Origin of the sequence: Paenarthrobacter sp. AMU7, assembly GCF_041200195.1 — a bacterium.
Taxonomy (GTDB): domain Bacteria; phylum Actinomycetota; class Actinomycetes; order Actinomycetales; family Micrococcaceae; genus Arthrobacter.
Genome location: NZ_CP165735.1, coordinates 4,201,877 through 4,220,187 on the forward strand (window position 1 = coordinate 4,201,877; position 18,311 = coordinate 4,220,187).

An 18,311-nucleotide genomic window follows, 5' to 3' on the forward strand; every position below is an offset into this window, starting at 1 on the left:
CAACCAATCAATAAAACAATCGGTATCAACAAACTTGGCACACTATTGAGTTCTCAAACAACAGACCCCCCAAAACATCACCCACAGCACACCACACAAAGCAGCGCACCCAACAGGGCCATTGGAAAAGAAGAGTTATTTTTGGCCGCCTACCGAACCGTACACACCTTCCGGCTTTCCGTTTCGCACCCGGCGACTCAGAAAACAATACACGCCCCCAACCCCCAAAGCAAATCCACCCCCACACCCCACCCCACCCACACCAAACCCACCCCCAAAACCCCACCAAACCGCCGTCGGGCGCTGGCTCCTAACGCGTCATCAGCTCCCGCAACGCAGCGCTGACGGCACCGGGATTTTCCTCGGCCATGAAGTGGCCGCCGTCAAAGGTCATGTGACGGAGGTCAGGCGCCCAGGCGCCCCAGAGAGCGGCAGCGTCATAGCCCAGCACAGCTCCCCAATCCTGCTGCATCACGGTGACGGGCATCTCCAGAGTGCGTCCGGACTCACGGTCGGCCCGATCATGCGTTACATCGATGCCGGCAGAAGCGCGGTAGTCCGCAACGATCGATGCCACAGCCCCACGTGATGCCCTCAGATACTCCTCCCGATAAGACTCCGGAATCGCGTCAGGGTCAGCGGTCCACCCATCCAGGAATGAGGCGAAAAACGCATCGGCCGTAGCTTCAATCATGGACTCCGGGATTCCGGCAGGCTGGGCCATGAGGTACAGGTGCCACGCCACCTTGGCATCGGCACCCCGGAGAATGTCCCACATGTCCAAGGTTGGCAGCACGTCCAGTGACAAAAGATGGGTCACTGCGTCAACGTGATCCAGCCCAGCGCGAATGGCAACCAGCGCACCGCGATCATGACCGGCGAGGGCAAAACGCTGATGGCCCAGGGCCCGTGCTGCTGCAACGACGTCAGCCGCCATGGTGCGTTTGGAGTAGGTCTCTTCTCCGTCCTCCAGGGGCTTATCACTCGCACCGTATCCTCGAAGGTCCGGGCAGATGACTGTGTAATCCGCCACCAGGTCGGCGGCGACGTGACGCCACATCAGATGCGTCTGCGGGAAGCCATGCAAAAGTACGACGGCGGGTCCACTCCCCGCGACGGCAACGTTCAGTTCCACATGGGGTGCTGCAGGGACGCGATGGTAGGTAGCTTCAGGCAGCAATTTCAACGTCATGGGGGTCTCCTTCTCCGGATGTGTTCCCCTACTATCCCGCCACCGAATCAGCGGCGAATCAGCCGACTCTGCCGGTTGCTTGTCGGGGCCCGTGACTACGATTGACCCGTGAGTACGCCGCAGATCCGAGTCCTCGGCCCCATCGAGGTGAGTGTTGACGGGGTCCGGTTGGAACTGTCCAAGCGCAGGCATCGGGAGATCATCGCGATCCTGGTCGCGCTGCGGGGCCGGGCCATTCCCACCGCGGACCTTGCCGAAGAACTATGGGATGGCATGCCACCGAACGGAGCAGTGGGAGCCATCCGAAGCTTCGTTGGCGAGCTGCGGCGAATCCTTGAACCACACCGGAAGCCCCGAACCTTGGCCTCCGTCCTGGTCACGGTTGCTGACGGCTACGCGTTGCGGCTCGACGCCGACGCGGTGGACGCCTGGCGCTTTGAAACGACCGTAGCCAGGGCAGTTGGGGCCGATCCCGCCGACGCTGATTCACGTTTGTCTGCTGCCCTCGCGGAGTGGAACGGAAGCCCATACCAGGAATTTTCCGAGCGTCCCTGGGCGGTACCTGAGGCGACGCGGCTGAGCGGGCTGCGGCAGACCGCCGTCGAACGCTGTGCCGAAGCCCGCCTCGCAGACGCCCGGCCAAACGAGGCTGCGGCCATCCTGGAAACGCATGTCACGGCCAACCCGTGGCGCGAGGAAGGATGGCGATTGCTGGCTCTGGCTCTGTACCGGAGCCGCCGCCAAGGCGACGCTCTTGCCGTGCTTCGCAAGGCACGACGTCAGCTGTCCGACGAACTCGGGCTGGACCTCAGCCCCGCCCTCGCAGATCTGGAGACCCGGATTCTCCGCCGGGACCCACAATTGGATCGGCCAGAGCCAGCCAATTTGGCCCCGATTGCCAGCGCCTATTCCAGTGGCGGCGTGCGGGCCCAACTGGAGGCTTCGAATGCGGTGTTGGGCAGCCTTGCGGTCGCCGGCGATCTCCAGACAGCCCGTCAGCAACGTCTTGCTGCCATCAAGGCGGCCGCCGGCCTCAACGATCCCGAACTCGCCGCGAGAATCATCGGAGGTTACGACGTCCCCGGGATATGGACTCGAACAGACGATCCCGCGGCTGCTGCCGCTGTGGTCGCCGCAGCTGAGGCTGCGTTGGCTCCACCCGCCCACCTCAGCGACCGCAGCCGGGCCCGCCTTCTCGCGACGATCGCCATGGAGTCCCGCGGAACGGCGAGCAGACAGGCCGAAGCGGCCGAGGCCGTTGCGTTAGCCCGAAATGTAGGCGACAGCCACCTTCTTTGCTTTGCCCTGAGCGCCCACTTCATGCAGGCATTCGCCTACGCAGGCCTGGCAAAGCACCGCGATGACATCGGCCGGCAGCTGATAGCAACAGCGTTCGACGCCGATTCACCCACCTTTGAGATTAACGGGCGCCTGATTCGGATGCAGGCCCTGTGCGCTTTGTCCGACGTTGATTCCGCCCTTCGTGAAGCCAATGCAGTGGATCAACTGGCCGTGCGGCACGAGCGCCCCTTGGCAGCGGTCTTCACCCAATGGTTCCGCTGGACGTTCCTCGACGGCGGTGCGACGCCTCCTGTACCTGAGGAAATGCCAGGCTTCAGCGAGGGAATCCTTGCGTTTGCGTCGTTCACCCGACAACTACGCAACGGGGAGGAACTGGTTGACGGGGACTTCGGCCCCTACGAACCATGGGTGCGTCCCCTTCTGTTGCTGCGCTCCGGTCACCAAACCATGGCAGCAACCGCACTTCGGCAGCTATCGGATCCGCCCCGGGACCTCTTGTTGGAGGCAACTTGGTGTGTGATGGCCCAGACTGCCTGCGAACTGCGTGAACCATCCATGATCGGCCGGGCCCTTACGGCACTAACGCCAGCCAGCGGAGAACGAGCAGCCGGGAGTGGTGTGGTTGATGCCGGCAGCGTTGACCACTATCTGGGAATGCTCCGGGCTGCAGGGGCTGGCCCGGGGTAGGCCCTGGTGGGGTGTGTGGGGTGTGTGGGTGGTGGTTAAAGGGGAAGAGCCCCGACCTGTGGTCGGGGCTCTTGCCTTAATGGTTGTCCGGCGGTGTCCTACTCTCCCACACCCTCCCGGGTGCAGTACCATCGGCGCTGTGGGTCTTAGCTTCCGGGTTCGGAATGGGACCGGGCGTTTCCCCCACGCTATGACCGCCGTAACTCTGTTACCCGTCCCGGCCCCTTTTTGGTGGGGGTGGGTGGGAAGACTTGTGGTTACAACTGTGGTGTTGTTATTTAGTTGTTGGTTCCGGCAACCCTTGGTGCGGGTTGTTGTTCGGGAACCACATAGTGGACGCGTGCAGTGTGTTGTGTGGTGTAAGTTGTTGGCCTATTAGTACCGGTCAGCTTCACGAGTCTTTAGTCCTCGCTTCCACATCCGGCCTATCAACCCAGTGGTCTGGCTGGGGGCCTCTCACACATAAATGTGTATGGAAATCTCATCTTGAAGCGAGCTTCCCGCTTAGATGCTTTCAGCGGTTATCCCATCCGAACGTAGCTAATCAGCGATGCACTTGGCAGTACAACTGACACACCAGAGGTTCGTCCGTCCCGGTCCTCTCGTACTAAGGACAGCCCTTCTCAAATTTCCTGCGCGCGCAGCGGATAGGGACCGAACTGTCTCACGACGTTCTAAACCCAGCTCGCGTACCGCTTTAATGGGCGAACAGCCCAACCCTTGGGACCTACTCCAGCCCCAGGATGCGACGAGCCGACATCGAGGTGCCAAACCATGCCGTCGATATGGACTCTTGGGCAAGATCAGCCTGTTATCCCCGAGGTACCTTTTATCCGTTGAGCGACGGCCATTCCACAATGTACCGCCGGATCACTAGTCCCGACTTTCGTCCCTGCTTGAGATGTCTCTCTCACAGTCAAGCTCCCTTGTGCACTTACACTCGACACCTGATTGCCAACCAGGCTGAGGGAACCTTTGGGCGCCTCCGTTACTTTTTAGGAGGCAACCGCCCCAGTTAAACTACCCATCAGGCACTGTCCCTGACCCGGATCACGGGCCGAAGTTAGATGTCCAAAGTGACCAGAGTGGTATTTCAACGATGACTCCACCCGAACTGGCGTCCGGGTTTCAACGTCTCCCACCTATCCTACACAAGCCACTCCGAACACCAATACCAAACTATAGTAAAGGTCTCGGGGTCTTTCCGTCCTGCTGCGCGTAACGAGCATCTTTACTCGTACTGCAATTTCGCCGAGTTTATGGTTGAGACAGCGGGGAAGTCGTTACTCCATTCGTGCAGGTCGGAACTTACCCGACAAGGAATTTCGCTACCTTAGGATGGTTATAGTTACCACCGCCGTTTACTGGGGCTTAAATTCTCAGCTTCGCCACACAAGGTGGCTAACCGGTCCTCTTAACCTTCCAGCACCGGGCAGGAGTCAGTCCGTATACATCGTCTTGCGACTTCGCACGGACCTGTGTTTTTAGTAAACAGTCGCTTCCCCCTGGTCTCTGCGGCCCACACCCGCTCACGGAGAGCAAGTCTCCATCACGGGGCAGGCCCCCCTTCTCCCGAAGTTACGGGGGCATTTTGCCGAGTTCCTTAACCATAATTCTCTCGATCGCCTTGGTATTCTCTACCTGATCACCTGTGTCGGTTTGGGGTACGGGCGGCTAAAACCTCGCGTCGATGCTTTTCTAGGCAGCATAGGATCACCGGATCCCCCCATACGGGAGTCCCATCAGATCTCAGGAACGTGCTCGAAGCACACAGGAACGGATTTGCCTATCCCTGACCCTACATCCTTAGACCGGGGCAACCATCGCCCGGCCCGGCTACCTTCCTGCGTCACACCTGTTAATACGCTTACCTCCCGGGATCAGGTCCCGCGCTCGGCCAAAACCCACAACACCACAAGGGTGAGCGGGCAGGCTCCGGGCGGTTAGTATCCCCCGCTTGGCATGGGCGGTTTTTCGCCGGTACGGGAATATCAACCCGTTGTCCATCGACTACGCCTGTCGGCCTCGCCTTAGGTCCCGACTTACCCAGGGCAGATTAGCTTGACCCTGGAACCCTTGATCATTCGGCGGACGGGTTTCTCACCCGTCTTTCGCTACTCATGCCTGCATTCTCACTCGTGTAGGCTCCACCGCTGGTTTCCACCGCGACTTCACTGCCCACACGACGCTCCCCTACCACTCCACACCCCTGAACCACGAAGGCTAGGGCAATGTGTGAAATCCACAACTTCGGCGGTGTACTTGAGCCCCGCTACATTGTCGGCGCGGAATCACTTGACCAGTGAGCTATTACGCACTCTTTCAAGGATGGCTGCTTCTAAGCCAACCTCCTGGTTGTCTTCGCAACTCCACATCCTTTCCCACTTAGCACACGCTTAGGGGCCTTAGTTGGTGGTCTGGGCTGTTTCCCTCTCGACTATGAAGCTTATCCCCCACAGTCTCACTGCTGCGCTCTCACTTACCGGCATTCGGAGTTTGGCTGACGTCAGTAACCTTGTAGGGCCCATCGGCCATCCAGTAGCTCTACCTCCGGCAAGAAACACGCAACGCTGCACCTAAATGCATTTCGGGGAGAACCAGCTATCACGGAGTTTGATTGGCCTTTCACCCCTACCCACAGCTCATCCCCTCCATTTTCAACTGAAGTGGGTTCGGTCCTCCACGACGTCTTACCGTCGCTTCAACCTGGCCATGGGTAGATCACTCCGCTTCGGGTCTAGATCACGCCACTACACTCGCCCTGTTCAGACTCGCTTTCGCTACGGCTACCCCACACGGGTTAACCTCGCGACGTAACACTAACTCGCAGGCTCATTCTTCAAAAGGCACGCCGTCACAACTACTATGCGATCACTCGCGGTTGCTCCGACGGATTGTAAGCACACGGTTTCAGGTACTGTTTCACTCCCCTCCCGGGGTACTTTTCACCTTTCCCTCACGGTACTGGTCCGCTATCGGTCATTAGGAAGTATTTAGGCTTATCAGGTGGTCCTGACAGATTCGCACGGGATTTCTCGGGCCCCGTGCTACTTGGGATACTCTCCAGGCTGCACACAACATTACGGTTACGGGGCTCCCACCCTCTCTGGCCGGCCTTTCAAGACCGTTCACCTATGCCTGCACATCACCCCAACGGTCCGGCAGAACCATCACGGAAAGTCCCACAACCCCGCCCATGCAACGCCCGCCGGCTATCACACATGGAACGGTTTAGCCTGATCCGCGTTCGCTCGCCACTACTAACGGAATCACTATTGTTTTCTCTTCCTGCGGGTACTGAGATGTTTCACTTCCCCGCGTTCCCCCCACGCACCCTATGTGTTCAGATGCGGGTCACACAATCACCTTGCAGCGTTGTGCGGGGTTTCCCCATTCGGACATCCTGGGATCAACGCTCGGTTATCAACTCCCCCAGGCTTATCGCAGATTCCTACGTCCTTCTTCGGCTCCTAATGCCAAGGCATCCACCGTGTGCCCTTAAAAACTTGACCACACAAAGATCAAAAACTTACTCGAGAGAACCACGACCACAAGGGCCAGGTTCATTCATAAGAAATTGCTGTAGAAACACACACACCAACCCCGAAAGGCCAGCCATGCATGTCTCAGATGCTCGCGTCCACTATGTAGTTCTCAAACAACAACCCCATCAACCAGACCACCACCACCCCACACAGGGACACGCGGCAGAACCGGAAGCAGGAACAAAAGAAACACCAGAACGATGCCCTCTGCATTGCTGCAAAAAGGTCCTGTTGCCTCAGGACCCAACAGTGCGCCAAACACAACCCCCACAAACCATGCACCCCGGCAGCGTTCCCAACAACACCCACCCCCACAAAAAGCAGAGACACATGCTGCCGTACTGGCACCAGGACACAACCGGTAAAGGCCATGCCAAACAAGTTTGATTCGTTGATATTCCACCCATGAGCACCCACCGCAGAACAGACGCCTGCGCAATGGGCAACACTGACAACCACCACGAACTGCATACACAGAACACGGAACAGCTGCTAGCAGCTCCTTAGAAAGGAGGTGATCCAGCCGCACCTTCCGGTACGGCTACCTTGTTACGACTTAGTCCCAATCGCCGGTCCCACCTTCGACGGCTCCCCCCACAAGGGTTAGGCCACCGGCTTCGGGTGTTACCAACTTTCGTGACTTGACGGGCGGTGTGTACAAGGCCCGGGAACGTATTCACCGCAGCGTTGCTGATCTGCGATTACTAGCGACTCCGACTTCATGGGGTCGAGTTGCAGACCCCAATCCGAACTGAGACCGGCTTTTTGGGATTAGCTCCACCTCACAGTATCGCAACCCTTTGTACCGGCCATTGTAGCATGCGTGAAGCCCAAGACATAAGGGGCATGATGATTTGACGTCGTCCCCACCTTCCTCCGAGTTGACCCCGGCAGTCTCCTATGAGTCCCCGCCATAACGCGCTGGCAACATAGAACGAGGGTTGCGCTCGTTGCGGGACTTAACCCAACATCTCACGACACGAGCTGACGACAACCATGCACCACCTGTAAACCGACCGCAAGCGGGGCACCTGTTTCCAGGTATTACCGGTTCATGTCAAGCCTTGGTAAGGTTCTTCGCGTTGCATCGAATTAATCCGCATGCTCCGCCGCTTGTGCGGGCCCCCGTCAATTCCTTTGAGTTTTAGCCTTGCGGCCGTACTCCCCAGGCGGGGCACTTAATGCGTTAGCTACGGCGCGGAAAACGTGGAATGTCCCCCACACCTAGTGCCCAACGTTTACGGCATGGACTACCAGGGTATCTAATCCTGTTCGCTCCCCATGCTTTCGCTCCTCAGCGTCAGTTACAGCCCAGAGACCTGCCTTCGCCATCGGTGTTCCTCCTGATATCTGCGCATTTCACCGCTACACCAGGAATTCCAGTCTCCCCTACTGCACTCTAGTCTGCCCGTACCCACTGCAGAACCGGAGTTGAGCCCCGGTCTTTCACAGCAGACGCGACAAACCGCCTACGAGCTCTTTACGCCCAATAATTCCGGATAACGCTTGCGCCCTACGTATTACCGCGGCTGCTGGCACGTAGTTAGCCGGCGCTTCTTCTGCAGGTACCGTCACTTTCGCTTCTTCCCTACTGAAAGAGGTTTACAACCCGAAGGCCGTCATCCCTCACGCGGCGTCGCTGCATCAGGCTTGCGCCCATTGTGCAATATTCCCCACTGCTGCCTCCCGTAGGAGTCTGGGCCGTGTCTCAGTCCCAGTGTGGCCGGTCACCCTCTCAGGCCGGCTACCCGTCGTCGCCTTGGTAGGCCATTACCCCACCAACAAGCTGATAGGCCGCGAGTCCATCCAAAACCACAAAAGCTTTCCACCACCTGACATGCGTCAGACGGTCATATCCGGTATTAGACCCAGTTTCCCAGGCTTATCCCAGAGTCAAGGGCAGGTTACTCACGTGTTACTCACCCGTTCGCCACTAATCCCCCAGCAAGCTGGGATCATCGTTCGACTTGCATGTGTTAAGCACGCCGCCAGCGTTCATCCTGAGCCAGGATCAAACTCTCCGTTGAAGTAAAACAAATCAAACAGACACAACCACACCCACCGGAAATAACGGCCGGCACGGCTGCACAAAATTCGAAACCAGCTGAAAACCAGACCACCACACACGGGGGTGCGCAATGATCCAGCCATAATTTCAACCAATCAATAAAACAATCGGTATCAACAAACTTGGCACACTATTGAGTTCTCAAACAACAGACACTACCGGCACCACCCACACCCACAAGGGTCCAGGATCGCTCCGGAGCAACTTTTCAAACTTACCCGAACAACCAGATCTTGGCAAATCATCGTTCCCGCGATTCCCGATCCAATCTTCGGCCCCACCCTGCACAGGAACGCTCGAAAGCGAACCATTTTTCAGGCTGTTATCAAAGGGGTTCGGCCTCCGCGGCTCTCAGCTCCAGGCTGTCTCACCCGCGGCGACTCAGAAGACATTACACGCCCACCGGCCCCGGCACAAATCACCATCGGTACCAGCCAAAACCCCGCCCACACGGGCCAAAAGGCCCCATCGAGGCCTCAAACCAACCAAAATCCGCCGGAAACAACCCGAGTGAAGCCCGTCACACCATCAAGATCCGCCAAGGCCTCCGCCCCGACACAAAGCCGACAACCGCCGTCGAACATTCGACCGAACCCGAGGGAAGTGAGAGAGCGACAGCGTGAACCCCGAGGGAAGTGAGAGAGCGACAGCGTGAACCCCGAGGGAAGTGAGAGAGCGACAGCGTGAAACCCGAGGGAAGTGAGCGAGCGTCCACCCCAAACCCGAGGGAAGTGAGCGAGCGTCCACCCCAGCCAACGCCCGCACCCAGCCATGCAGTCTTCGCCACACGCCAGGAAGCAGGCTTAAACGCAGAAAAGGCCAGCAACCATGACGGTTGCCGGCCTTTTCAGAGCTTCGTGATTACCAGGAAGACTTGGTGATGCCCGGGAGCTCACCGCGGTGAGCCATGTCGCGGAAGCGAACACGGGAGATACCGAACTTCTGGAGCGTGCCGCGGGGACGGCCGTCGATCTGGTCGCGGTTACGCAGACGGATCGGGGAGGCGTTGCGGGGCAGCTTCTGCAGGCCGAGGCGTGCAGCTTCGCGTGCTTCGTCAGTCGCGTTGGGGTCAACCAGGGTCTTCTTCAGTTCGAGACGCTTGGCAGCGTAACGCTCAACAATGACCTTGCGCTGCTCGTTGCGAGCAATCTTTGACTTCTTTGCCATGTGTTTAGCGCTCCTCTCGGAATTCGACGTGCTGGCGGATCTTGGGGTCGTACTTCTTCAGGACCAGACGGTCCGGGTCGTTACGACGGTTCTTGCGGGTTACGTAGGTGTAACCCGTGCCCGCGGTGGACTTCAGCTTGATGATGGGACGTACGTCCTTGTCCTTTGCCATTAGAGCTTTACTCCTCGTGCCAGGATGTCGGCGACGACTGAGTCGATGCCGCGGACGTCGATTGTCTTGATGCCACGGGCTGACAGGGTCAGCGTGACATTACGGCGCAGGGACGGAACCCAGTAGCGCTTCTTCTGAATGTTCGGGTCGAACCGACGCTTGTTGCGACGGTGCGAGTGCGAAATGCTGTGTCCAAAGCCCGGCTCGGCTCCGGTCACTTGGCAGTGTGCTGCCATGACTCTCCTCCAAAGATTGAATGTAACGGCGTGCAGATGTTCCTGCGTTACCGTGCGACAGGCAGCGTCCGCATCCGATTCCAAACCATTTCGGTAGTTTCCGCAGCAAGTGCGGCGAAGAAGGTTGGCCTCAGGACCGGGCAGTGACGAACACTGGAACAGGTCCTGGGATACCGGGCGAATACAGGAATGCACGCAACTTGAGCCCCTAACTACCGGCCACCGGGATGTCGGAAAAACCGACAGTCACCACCAACCGGAGCAATTGCACACGAACCGCACTACCTAGCGCCTAACTATTCTACGGGCCAGGCCAAATTAAGACCAATCCGGCATCATAAGCCCTCCGCGCCCACCGCCCGGACCACCGCGCCAACACTGGCGGGTCGCCCGCAAGACCGGGCTAGAGCGGCCTGATCAATTCGGGATACTTAGGGCTCAAACCGTCGCCGGAGGAGACGCCTCGGACGCGGCGGGCCACCCACGGCGCCGCGGATTCCCGGAACCAGCGTGCATTGGCCTTGAGTGCTTCAACCCGGTTCATCAGACGCGCCGGCGCCAGTTCGGGGACCTCGATGACGTGCTCGTGCTCAAGGACATCAAGCACCCGCTTCGCCATGTTGATGTGGCCGGCGGTGGACATGTGCATCCGGTCCTCGCCCCAAAGCCGCCAATCGTCGTATTCGTCAAAGCGCCAATAGTCCACCAGCAAGGCGCCGTGGTTCTCGGCTATTTCGCGCACCAGTTCGTTGTAGATCGCGGTTCGGCCGCGCATGGCGCTGAAGACTTTGGAGCCCTTTGCGTCAAAGCCGGTGAAGAGGACAACGGTGGCGCCCGCCGCGCTTAACTTGGCGATACCGGCGTCGTACTCCTCAAGAAGCGAGTCAATATCGATCTTGGGCCGCAGGATGTCGTTCGCCCCTGCGTACAGGGTCACCAACGTTGGATTCATGGCGATGGCGGCGTCCACCTGTTCTGCCATGATCTGGCGGAGCTTCCGGCCGCGGATCGCGAGATTCGCGTAGCCGAAGTCCTCGTTGCTGCTTGCCAACTGCCCGGCTACGACGTCGGCCCACCCTCGAACGCCATTGGGGCGGTGGGGATCGTCGTCGCCGACGCCCTCAGTGAAGGAGTCGCCCAGGGCAACGTAACGGGCAGAAAAATCCATGCCGTCAGTCTGCCACCTCAACGCCCGAGGCCACAAAGCACCCTCACGAGTCCCGAAGGATCCAGTGGTTGTTGTCCAGGCGGGCCACAATTTTCTCACCGATCCGGGCGAGGTCTGCGACGTCGTCCGGGGTCAGCGAATCAAGCATCAGCGTACGCACGGATTCCACGTGTCCCGGGGCAAGGGAAACAATGGTGGACATGCCGGCCTCGGTGAGGTGCGCAACGGTCACACGGGCGTCGCCGGGGTGCGCCTGCCGCTCTACCCAGCCACGCTTCTGCAGCTTGGTCACCACATGCGACAGGCGCGACAAGGAGGCACTCGTTCGCGCAGCAAGCTCGCTCATGGGAAGGTATCGGCCTTCGGTTTCGGAGAGCATCGCCAAAACGTTGTAGTCGAAAAGAGACAGTTTGCCGACCGACTGAAGCTGGGTGTCCAACGCCGAGGGAAGCAGGGTGTTGATGCTCAGCAGGGCCAGCCAGGCACGGCGTTCGTCGGCGTTCAGCCAGCGGGGTTGAGTCATGAACCCATCTTAGGAGAATTCACAGCCTCCTTAGGTCCGGGCAGCGGCCCAACCGATAGGCTGGCGGCATGTTCGTAGTCTCGTTGACCTACAAAGTTCCCGACGAAATTGTCGACTTCCACCGTCCGGGCCACATGGCCTGGCTTAAGGACGCTTTCGACGGCGGCATCTTCCTTGCGTCCGGACGCCGCGTCCCAGCCACGGGCGGCGTGCTGCTGTCCAAGGTGGACCGGGCCACGTTGGATGCATCGTTGGCCAAGGACCCGTTCTACAGCAATGGTGTGGCCGAGTTCGAGATCATCGAATTCACGGCAACCAGCGTTGCTGAGGGTTACGAAAACCTGCTGGACAGCTGAGGCGCCTGCGCCTTCGCAGTACCCAGTCGTTCGGGCAGCACCACCGGCATGAGTTCCGGCCAGCGCGCTTCCACGTGGTCGCCGCTGGATACGCCGCGAAGCCGACGCGAAAGCCAAGGTCCGACGTCGCGCCTCAGCCAGGCGACGTCGTCGGCGATGCTTTCGGTGCGGGTCCGCGGACGGGGAGCCGCGAGCCTGGGCGACTGGAGTGAGTGCCGCGCTCCGAGCACTTCGAGGACCTTTTTGGCCATGTAGCTGTGGCCGCGCGTGGACATATGCAGGCGATCGGGTGCCCACATCCGCGGGTCCTGGAATTTCTCGAAGCACCAGTAGTCCACCAGAAGCGCCTGGTATTTCGCGGCGATGCGCCGAATATTGCGGTTGTAGATTGCCGTGCGGACTTTGAGCGGCTCCAGCAGGGGTGACAAGGGAACGTTGTAACCCGTGAACAGCAGCACCGTGGCCCCACTGGCTGTGATCCGTCGGACGGCATCTTCATAGTCCTTGATCAGTTTGGCCATGTTGGGCCGGGCCATCAGAAGGTCATTGCCGCCGGCGTAGAAACTGACCAACGTGGGATTCATGGCGAGGGCGGGCTGGATTTGTTCGTCGGCGATCCTTTGGAGGCGCCTGCCGCGGATGGCCAGATTGGCGTACCGCACTGTTTCGTCGTGCCGTGCCAGTTCTTCTGCCACCCGGTCTGCCCAGCCCCGGCAATGGTTGGGAAGCCTGAGGTCGTTGTCACCAACACCCTCAGTAAAGGAATCGCCGAGCGCCACGAATCTGGTTTGTTCCTTCACTGGGTGGCCTTTTCCATGAGCTTCTTCAAGCCACCCTTGCGCGGGACCTTCACAGGTTGGGGCCAGCGTGGGCTGAGCGCGTCGCCCAGCGTGACGCCCCGCAGTTTCCGTCCGAAGAGCGGGACCACCCAGTCATTGACCCAGCGACGCTGCCGGCGTTCCCATTCGCGTATGGACAAACGCGTGGGCGGGTCCCAATCCTTGGGCGAGAATTTGTGGGGGACGTTGAGATGGTCCAACACCTGCGCGGCCAGGTACTTGTGGCCCGCTTTGGACATGTGGAGGCGATCCGGGGCCCACATCCGCTGGTCTTTGTAAGCGTCAAAGCACCAGTAATCAACCAGGACTGCGCCGTACTTGGCGGCGACCTCACGGACCCTTTGGTTGTAGAGGGTGTTGCGCTTTTTGAAAGGCTCCAAAACCGCTGAGACTTTCACGTCAAACCCAGTGAACAGCACCAGCGTTGCCCCGGTTTCACTCAGCCGGGCCACCAGCAGCTCATAGTCGTTGAGGAGCGCCTCCATGTCCGTACCAAAGTCCAGAATGTCGTTGCCGCCCGCGTAGAGCGTGATGAGCGTCGGCTCCATGGCCACCGCAGGCTCGAGTTGTTCGTCAATGATGTGGCGGAGTCTTTTGCTGCGCACTGCCAGGTTGGCGTACTCCCAGCCCGGCTCTGCTTTCGCCAACTTCTCGGCCACCCTGTCCGCCCATCCGCGGACCCCGTTGGGCAGGACCTTGCTCGGGTCCCCTACGCCCTCGGTGAAGGAATCCCCGATGGCGACAAACCGCCGTCGAGCCTTAACTCCGTCCCCGAATTCCTCCCGCACCCCACCGAAGCTACCCGCTCCCGGTTACACCAGAACCAACCCCAAATGAACAAGCCCGAGGGATGTGAGAGAGGATCACCCCCCAAACCCGAGGGATGTGAGAGAGCGACGAAGGAGCAGCACGCCGAGGATGGCCGGCCATCGGCCACCCAGTGGCGGACTAAGCGATCAAGCCGGCCTTAGCCCTCCGCTTTGCCCCGGCGCCAGTAGCCCATGAAAGCCACCTGCTTACGATCGATGCCAACGTCCCGCACCAGGTAGCGCCGCATTTCCTTGATGACAAACGCTTCACCGGCGATCCAGGCATAGAACGGCAGTGCACCAGCGGGAAGGGTGGGGTTCTTGGTTGCTTCGATGGCTGCAGCGTCCATGCGCTGCGGCGTTTCCCAGAGGATGTCCTGGTCCACGTTGACGTCTTCGGGCTCGGGTCCGGCTGCGGTCCCGGCACCCTTGATGCCTACCCAGCCCGGCACGGGAACGGCCTTGGCGACGGCTTCCTTGAGGAGTTCTCCGTGAGGACGTGCGCGTCCGATGGCCGCACCGCGTGCAAGCCAGGTGATTTCGATGTCGGCTGCGGTGTTGATGTCCTGGAAGTCGCCGGCTTCTGGTACTTCGAGGAAGGCGTGGCCGGTCATGTCCGCGGGGAGGCTCTCGAGGATGGCGCTGATGGCCGGGACCGCGGTTTCGTCGCCGGCCAGGAGCACGCGCTGGGCCATGCCCGGACGCCATTCGATGCCACCATATGCACCGGCTGTGGTGCACTGGGCCGCGCGGTTGTTGGGGCCGATGATGGTGAGGGCGTCTCCCGGTTTTGCGGCGAGAGCCCAATTGGCGGCTGGTCCGCCGTGGCCGGCGTCGTCGAAGTGCATGACGAAGTCGATGTCGATCTCCGGGTACACGGCGTCGAGGCGCTCGGAACGCACGGTGTAGGTGCGCATGTCACCGCGGACGGAGGGGTCCATGGCGAGCCATTCCTGGTACCAGCCGGCTTCTTCCATTTTGAAGGGAGGCAGCGGAATGACGTTTCCGGACGCGTCAAAGGACGGGATCATCAGCTTCACGCGGAGATCCAGCGTGTCTCCGGCAACGCCGAAGCCGCGCAGTGAGTAACCGCCGAAGGTGATGCGGCGGAAGTTCGGGCTCAATTCCTGCACTGCCGTCACGGTGACGTCGAAGGCGAGGGTCATGGGCTCCACGGCGGCGCTTGCTTTTGCCTGGGTCGGTTGTGCACTCATGAGGCGATCTCCAGTTCGTTGGTTGAAGCGGGGCGTGCGTGGTGGCGTCCGATGGGGACGATCAGCGGTGTGCCTGAAATGGGGTCCGGAACCACGCGGGATTCCAGTCCGAACACGTTGTAGACGAGTTCTTCGGTGACAACGACGGGCGCCGGCCCTTCGGCCACGATGCACCCGCCCTTCATGGCGATGACGTGGTCCGCGTACCGTGCTGCGAGGTTGAGGTCGTGGAGCACGATTGCCACGGTGGTTCCCCGGCTGCGGTTGAGGTCCGTGATCAAGTCCAGGACCTCCACTTGGTGCGCGAGGTCCAGGTAGGTGGTGGGCTCGTCCAGCAGCAAGACTTCCGTTTCCTGCGCCAGGGCCATGGCGATCCATACGCGTTGACGCTGTCCGCCGGATAGTTCATCGATGCTGCGGTCAGCGAGTTCCAGCGTGGAGGTGGCGTCGAGCGCGCGCTGCACGGCGGCGTCGTCGGCTGCGCTCCAGCTGCGGAAGAAGCCTTGGTGGGGGTACCGGCCGCGGCCCACGAGGTCGCGCACGGTGATGCCGTCAGGAGCGGTGGGGTGTTGCGGGAGCAGGCCGAGCGTGCGGGCGAGTTCGCGGGCGGGGCGGGTGTGGATGTCCTTGCCGTCGAGGGTCACGGCGCCGCCGGCGGGCTTGAGCAGGCGGGACAGTCCGCGCAGGAGGGTGGACTTTCCGCAGGCGTTGGCTCCCACGATCATGGTCACTTTGCCCTCGGGAATCTCGGTGCAGAGTCCCTCCACCACTTTGCGTGCCTCGTATTGGAGCGTCAGGTCCTGGGCATTAAGGATGGCCATGTCAGGCCTCCTTTCGGTTCGACGTGACCAGCAGCCACAGCAGGAAGGGAGCACCGAGGGCGCCGGTGATGACGCCGACCGGGAGGACGGTTCCGTCGAGGATGACGGGAGCGATGTTGGAGGCGAAGAAGTCGGCCAGAAGCACGATCAGCGCACCGGTAAGGGCCGACGCCGGGAGGCTCGGTTTGCGGACGAGCCGGCGGGCGATCGGACCTGCAAGGAACGCGACGAATGCAACGGGACCGGCGGCGGCGGTTGCGACGGCGGCAAGTCCGACGGCGGTCAACACCAGTCCCAGCCGGGCGGCATTGACCTTGATCCCAAGGCCCGCAGCGGCGTCGTCGCCAAGCTCGAGGATGCGCAATGGGCCTGCCAGGGCAATGACGGCGGGAATCAGGACCAGCAAGGAGACCGCCAGGACACCTGCCCTGTCCCAGGTTGCGGAGTTCAAAGATCCGTTGAGCCAGATGAGGGCATCGGCTGCGGTACGGATGTCAGCGCGGGTCATGAGGAAGTTGACCACTGCGTGCAGGGCTGCGGCGATGCCGACGCCTGCCAGGATGAGACGGTTGCCGGCGGCATTGCCGCGGCTGCCTCCACCGGCGCCCGAACCACCGCGCGAGATTGCGTAGATGATGGCTGCGACCCCCAGCGCACCGCCGAGCGCAGCCCCCGAAACGACGGCCCCGGAAGCGCCGAAGATGACGATGGCCGTCACGGCTGCCGCGCTGGCACCGTAGCTGATGCCGATGATGTCCGGGCTGGCCAGCGGGTTCCGCAGCATGGTCTGGAAGAGCGCACCTGCCAAGCCGAAGGCAATGCCGATCATGGTTCCCACTACAGCGCGGGGCAGTTTGTGCTCCATGACGATGAAGCTTGCACCGGGGATCTTCTCCCCACCGGTCAGGTGGTTGATGACGATCTTAAAGAAGTCCGGAATGGTCACGGTGTAGCTGCCCAGAAGCACGTAGACCGCGAACATGACCACTACAGCGAGCCCGAGCACAAAGGTGGGGCCCAGCACCCGCCGAAGTGACAATTGATGGTTATGTTTGCCGGCATTATTGGCATTAAGTGCCAGCTCGGTGGGTAATTTATGAACAGTTGTCACAGCCCGGCCCCCTTGCCGCGGCGGATGAGCCACACGAACACAGGGGCCCCGATGATGGCCGTCATGATTCCTGCGGGGACTTCGCCGGGGAGAAGGATCACGCGGCCAATGATGTCGGCGCTGATCAGCAGGATGGGGGCCACAACGGCGGAGAACGGCAGGATCCACCGGTAGTCCGGCCCGGTCAGCGAGCGGACGGCGTGCGGAATGACGAGGCCCAGGAAGGCGATCGGTCCGGCCACGGCAGTGGCGGATCCACAAAGCAGGACGATGCCCAGCCCGGTGATGCCACGGGCCAAAGCAACGTTCTGGCCGAGGCCACGGGCAATGTCGTCGCCCAGTGCCAGGCTGTTCAAAATGCGACCGCCGGCCAGGATGATCAGGGCCCCGGTGGCGAGGAACGGCAGCGCGGGAAGGAGGACGGACCAGTCACGTCCGCCGATGGTACCCACCTGCCAGAAGCGGAAACGATCGAACGTGTCCTGGCTCGAAACCAGGATGACGTTCATCAGGGAGAACAGGCCTGCGCTCAGGGCCGCACCCGCGAGGGCGAGTTTGAGCGGCGTCGCACCATCACGTCCCAGGGAAGCAACGGCGTAAACCACGACGGCGGCCACCGCGGCGCCGATGAAGGCGAACCAGATGTAGCCGGACAGCGACCCGATACCGAAAACGTAGATCCCCACGACCACGGCCAAGGCAGCGCCGGCATTAAGTCCCAGGATCCCGGGATCGGCAAGCGGGTTGCGGGCCACGCCCTGCATGGCTGCGCCGGCAAGGCCAAGTGCCGCTCCGGCAAGCAGGCCCAGGACGGTGCGGGGAATCCGGGCAATGACCACGGCGTGGTTGCCGTCTGCCGGATTGAAGTCGGTGAGTGCTTCCCAAACAGTGGTGAGCGGAAGCCCGCGGGCGCCGATCGCCAAGGATGCGGCGCAGACAGCGGCGAGTACGACGACGGCCGCCAACAGCCAAGCGGTGCGCTTGCCTGCGGTGCTGCGGGAACCGGTTCCAGCAGTTTCAGGGGCGATGCCTCCCGGGCCCGGCACCGAAGTGTCGTTGCCCCGCCCCTGGACTGCCGTCGTCGTACTCAGTTTCATTGCA

Annotated in this window: 14 protein-coding genes and 3 rRNA genes; 2 read left to right on the forward strand and 15 right to left on the reverse strand. The window is 60.9% G+C overall.

All coding sequences use genetic code 11. The features are described from left to right. Window positions 1–310: 310 nt before the first annotated feature. Complete coding sequence (locus tag ABQM86_RS19290) at window positions 311–1,192, reverse strand: alpha/beta fold hydrolase (RefSeq protein ID WP_280624171.1); 882 nt, start codon at window positions 1,190–1,192, stop codon at window positions 311–313. Window positions 1,193–1,300: 108 nt separating this feature from the next. On the opposite strand from ABQM86_RS19290, the gene ABQM86_RS19295 reads away from it, so the two are divergent. Beyond that, window positions 1,301–3,181: a BTAD domain-containing putative transcriptional regulator gene (locus tag ABQM86_RS19295; RefSeq protein WP_280624173.1), complete on the forward strand. Its 1,881-nt coding sequence runs from the start codon at window positions 1,301–1,303 to the stop codon at window positions 3,179–3,181. Between the two features lie 85 nt (window positions 3,182–3,266). Here ABQM86_RS19295 and rrf read toward each other — a convergent pair. The 8 genes from rrf to ABQM86_RS19335 all read right to left on the reverse strand — a co-directional run bounded on the left by rrf (window position 3,267) and on the right by ABQM86_RS19335 (window position 12,060). After that, window positions 3,267–3,383: ribosomal RNA gene (gene rrf / locus ABQM86_RS19300) — 5S ribosomal RNA — on the reverse strand. 152 nt (window positions 3,384–3,535) lie between these two features. Then, window positions 3,536–6,693, reverse strand: a 23S ribosomal RNA gene (locus tag ABQM86_RS19305). A gap of 540 nt (window positions 6,694–7,233) precedes the next feature. Continuing rightward, window positions 7,234–8,753 (reverse strand): 16S ribosomal RNA (locus tag ABQM86_RS19310). The 16S, 23S and 5S rRNA genes sit together here, the layout of an rRNA operon. Window positions 8,754–9,655: 902 nt before the next feature. Beyond that, a complete protein-coding gene (gene rpsN / locus ABQM86_RS19315; RefSeq protein WP_011776360.1) occupies window positions 9,656–9,961 on the reverse strand; it encodes a 30S ribosomal protein S14 in 306 nt (101 codons plus the stop codon). A 4-nt stretch (window positions 9,962–9,965) separates the two neighbouring features. Beyond that, the gene (gene rpmG / locus ABQM86_RS19320; RefSeq protein ID WP_003798558.1) at window positions 9,966–10,133 is read right to left on the reverse strand and encodes a 50S ribosomal protein L33; all 168 of its coding nucleotides are present in this window, start codon (window positions 10,131–10,133) and stop codon (window positions 9,966–9,968) included. Next, the gene (rpmB, locus tag ABQM86_RS19325; protein WP_011776361.1) at window positions 10,133–10,369 is read right to left on the reverse strand and encodes a 50S ribosomal protein L28; all 237 of its coding nucleotides are present in this window, start codon (window positions 10,367–10,369) and stop codon (window positions 10,133–10,135) included. The genes rpmG and rpmB overlap by 1 nt, the downstream gene beginning before the upstream one ends. A 403-nt stretch (window positions 10,370–10,772) precedes the next feature. Further along, a complete protein-coding gene (locus ABQM86_RS19330) occupies window positions 10,773–11,537 on the reverse strand; it encodes an SGNH/GDSL hydrolase family protein (RefSeq protein WP_207595232.1) in 765 nt (254 codons plus the stop codon). A 43-nt stretch (window positions 11,538–11,580) separates the two neighbouring features. Continuing rightward, a complete protein-coding gene (locus ABQM86_RS19335) occupies window positions 11,581–12,060 on the reverse strand; it encodes a MarR family winged helix-turn-helix transcriptional regulator (protein ID WP_089596480.1) in 480 nt (159 codons plus the stop codon). A 68-nt stretch (window positions 12,061–12,128) separates the two neighbouring features. Between ABQM86_RS19335 and ABQM86_RS19340 the strand changes: the two genes are divergently transcribed. Then, entirely contained in the window at window positions 12,129–12,416 is a 288-nt protein-coding gene (locus tag ABQM86_RS19340) for a YciI family protein (RefSeq protein WP_011776364.1), read from the forward strand. On the opposite strand, the gene ABQM86_RS19345 is transcribed toward ABQM86_RS19340, so the two are convergent. The 6 genes from ABQM86_RS19345 to ABQM86_RS19370 form a co-directional block, all read right to left on the reverse strand. Beyond that, a complete protein-coding gene (locus ABQM86_RS19345; RefSeq protein ID WP_369745317.1) occupies window positions 12,392–13,216 on the reverse strand; it encodes an SGNH/GDSL hydrolase family protein in 825 nt (274 codons plus the stop codon). The genes ABQM86_RS19340 and ABQM86_RS19345 overlap by 25 nt on opposite strands. Beyond that, window positions 13,213–14,043: an SGNH/GDSL hydrolase family protein gene (locus ABQM86_RS19350; RefSeq protein ID WP_207595234.1), complete on the reverse strand. Its 831-nt coding sequence runs from the start codon at window positions 14,041–14,043 to the stop codon at window positions 13,213–13,215. The genes ABQM86_RS19345 and ABQM86_RS19350 overlap by 4 nt, the downstream gene beginning before the upstream one ends. Window positions 14,044–14,222: 179 nt before the next feature. Then, window positions 14,223–15,278: a siderophore-interacting protein gene (locus tag ABQM86_RS19355; protein WP_207595235.1), complete on the reverse strand. Its 1,056-nt coding sequence runs from the start codon at window positions 15,276–15,278 to the stop codon at window positions 14,223–14,225. Then, window positions 15,275–16,099 carry an ABC transporter ATP-binding protein gene (locus ABQM86_RS19360; RefSeq protein ID WP_207595236.1) on the reverse strand — a complete coding sequence of 275 codons (825 nt, stop codon included), beginning with the start codon at window positions 16,097–16,099 and terminating at the stop codon, window positions 15,275–15,277. The genes ABQM86_RS19355 and ABQM86_RS19360 overlap by 4 nt, the downstream gene beginning before the upstream one ends. A gap of 1 nt (window position 16,100) precedes the next feature. After that, complete coding sequence (locus ABQM86_RS19365; RefSeq protein ID WP_369745318.1) at window positions 16,101–17,210, reverse strand: FecCD family ABC transporter permease; 1,110 nt, start codon at window positions 17,208–17,210, stop codon at window positions 16,101–16,103. Continuing rightward, window positions 17,207–18,307: a FecCD family ABC transporter permease gene (locus ABQM86_RS19370; RefSeq protein WP_369745319.1), complete on the reverse strand. Its 1,101-nt coding sequence runs from the start codon at window positions 18,305–18,307 to the stop codon at window positions 17,207–17,209. The genes ABQM86_RS19365 and ABQM86_RS19370 overlap by 4 nt, the downstream gene beginning before the upstream one ends. Window positions 18,308–18,311 lie beyond the last annotated feature (4 nt).

Coding starts and splice junctions, on each gene's coding strand:
- ABQM86_RS19335 (WP_089596480.1), bottom strand. CDS start 12,060: ATGACTCAACCCCGCTGGCTGAACGCCGACGAACGCCGTGCCTGGCTG.
- ABQM86_RS19355 (WP_207595235.1), bottom strand. CDS start 15,278: ATGAGTGCACAACCGACCCAGGCAAAAGCAAGCGCCGCCGTGGAGCCC.
- rpsN (WP_011776360.1), bottom strand. CDS start 9,961: ATGGCAAAGAAGTCAAAGATTGCTCGCAACGAGCAGCGCAAGGTCATT.
- ABQM86_RS19370 (WP_369745319.1), bottom strand. CDS start 18,307: ATGAAACTGAGTACGACGACGGCAGTCCAGGGGCGGGGCAACGACACT.
- ABQM86_RS19360 (WP_207595236.1), bottom strand. CDS start 16,099: ATGGCCATCCTTAATGCCCAGGACCTGACGCTCCAATACGAGGCACGC.
- rpmB (WP_011776361.1), bottom strand. CDS start 10,369: ATGGCAGCACACTGCCAAGTGACCGGAGCCGAGCCGGGCTTTGGACAC.
- rpmG (WP_003798558.1), bottom strand. CDS start 10,133: ATGGCAAAGGACAAGGACGTACGTCCCATCATCAAGCTGAAGTCCACC.
- ABQM86_RS19290 (WP_280624171.1), bottom strand. CDS start 1,192: ATGACGTTGAAATTGCTGCCTGAAGCTACCTACCATCGCGTCCCTGCA.
- ABQM86_RS19340 (WP_011776364.1), top strand. CDS start 12,129: ATGTTCGTAGTCTCGTTGACCTACAAAGTTCCCGACGAAATTGTCGAC.
- ABQM86_RS19330 (WP_207595232.1), bottom strand. CDS start 11,537: ATGGATTTTTCTGCCCGTTACGTTGCCCTGGGCGACTCCTTCACTGAG.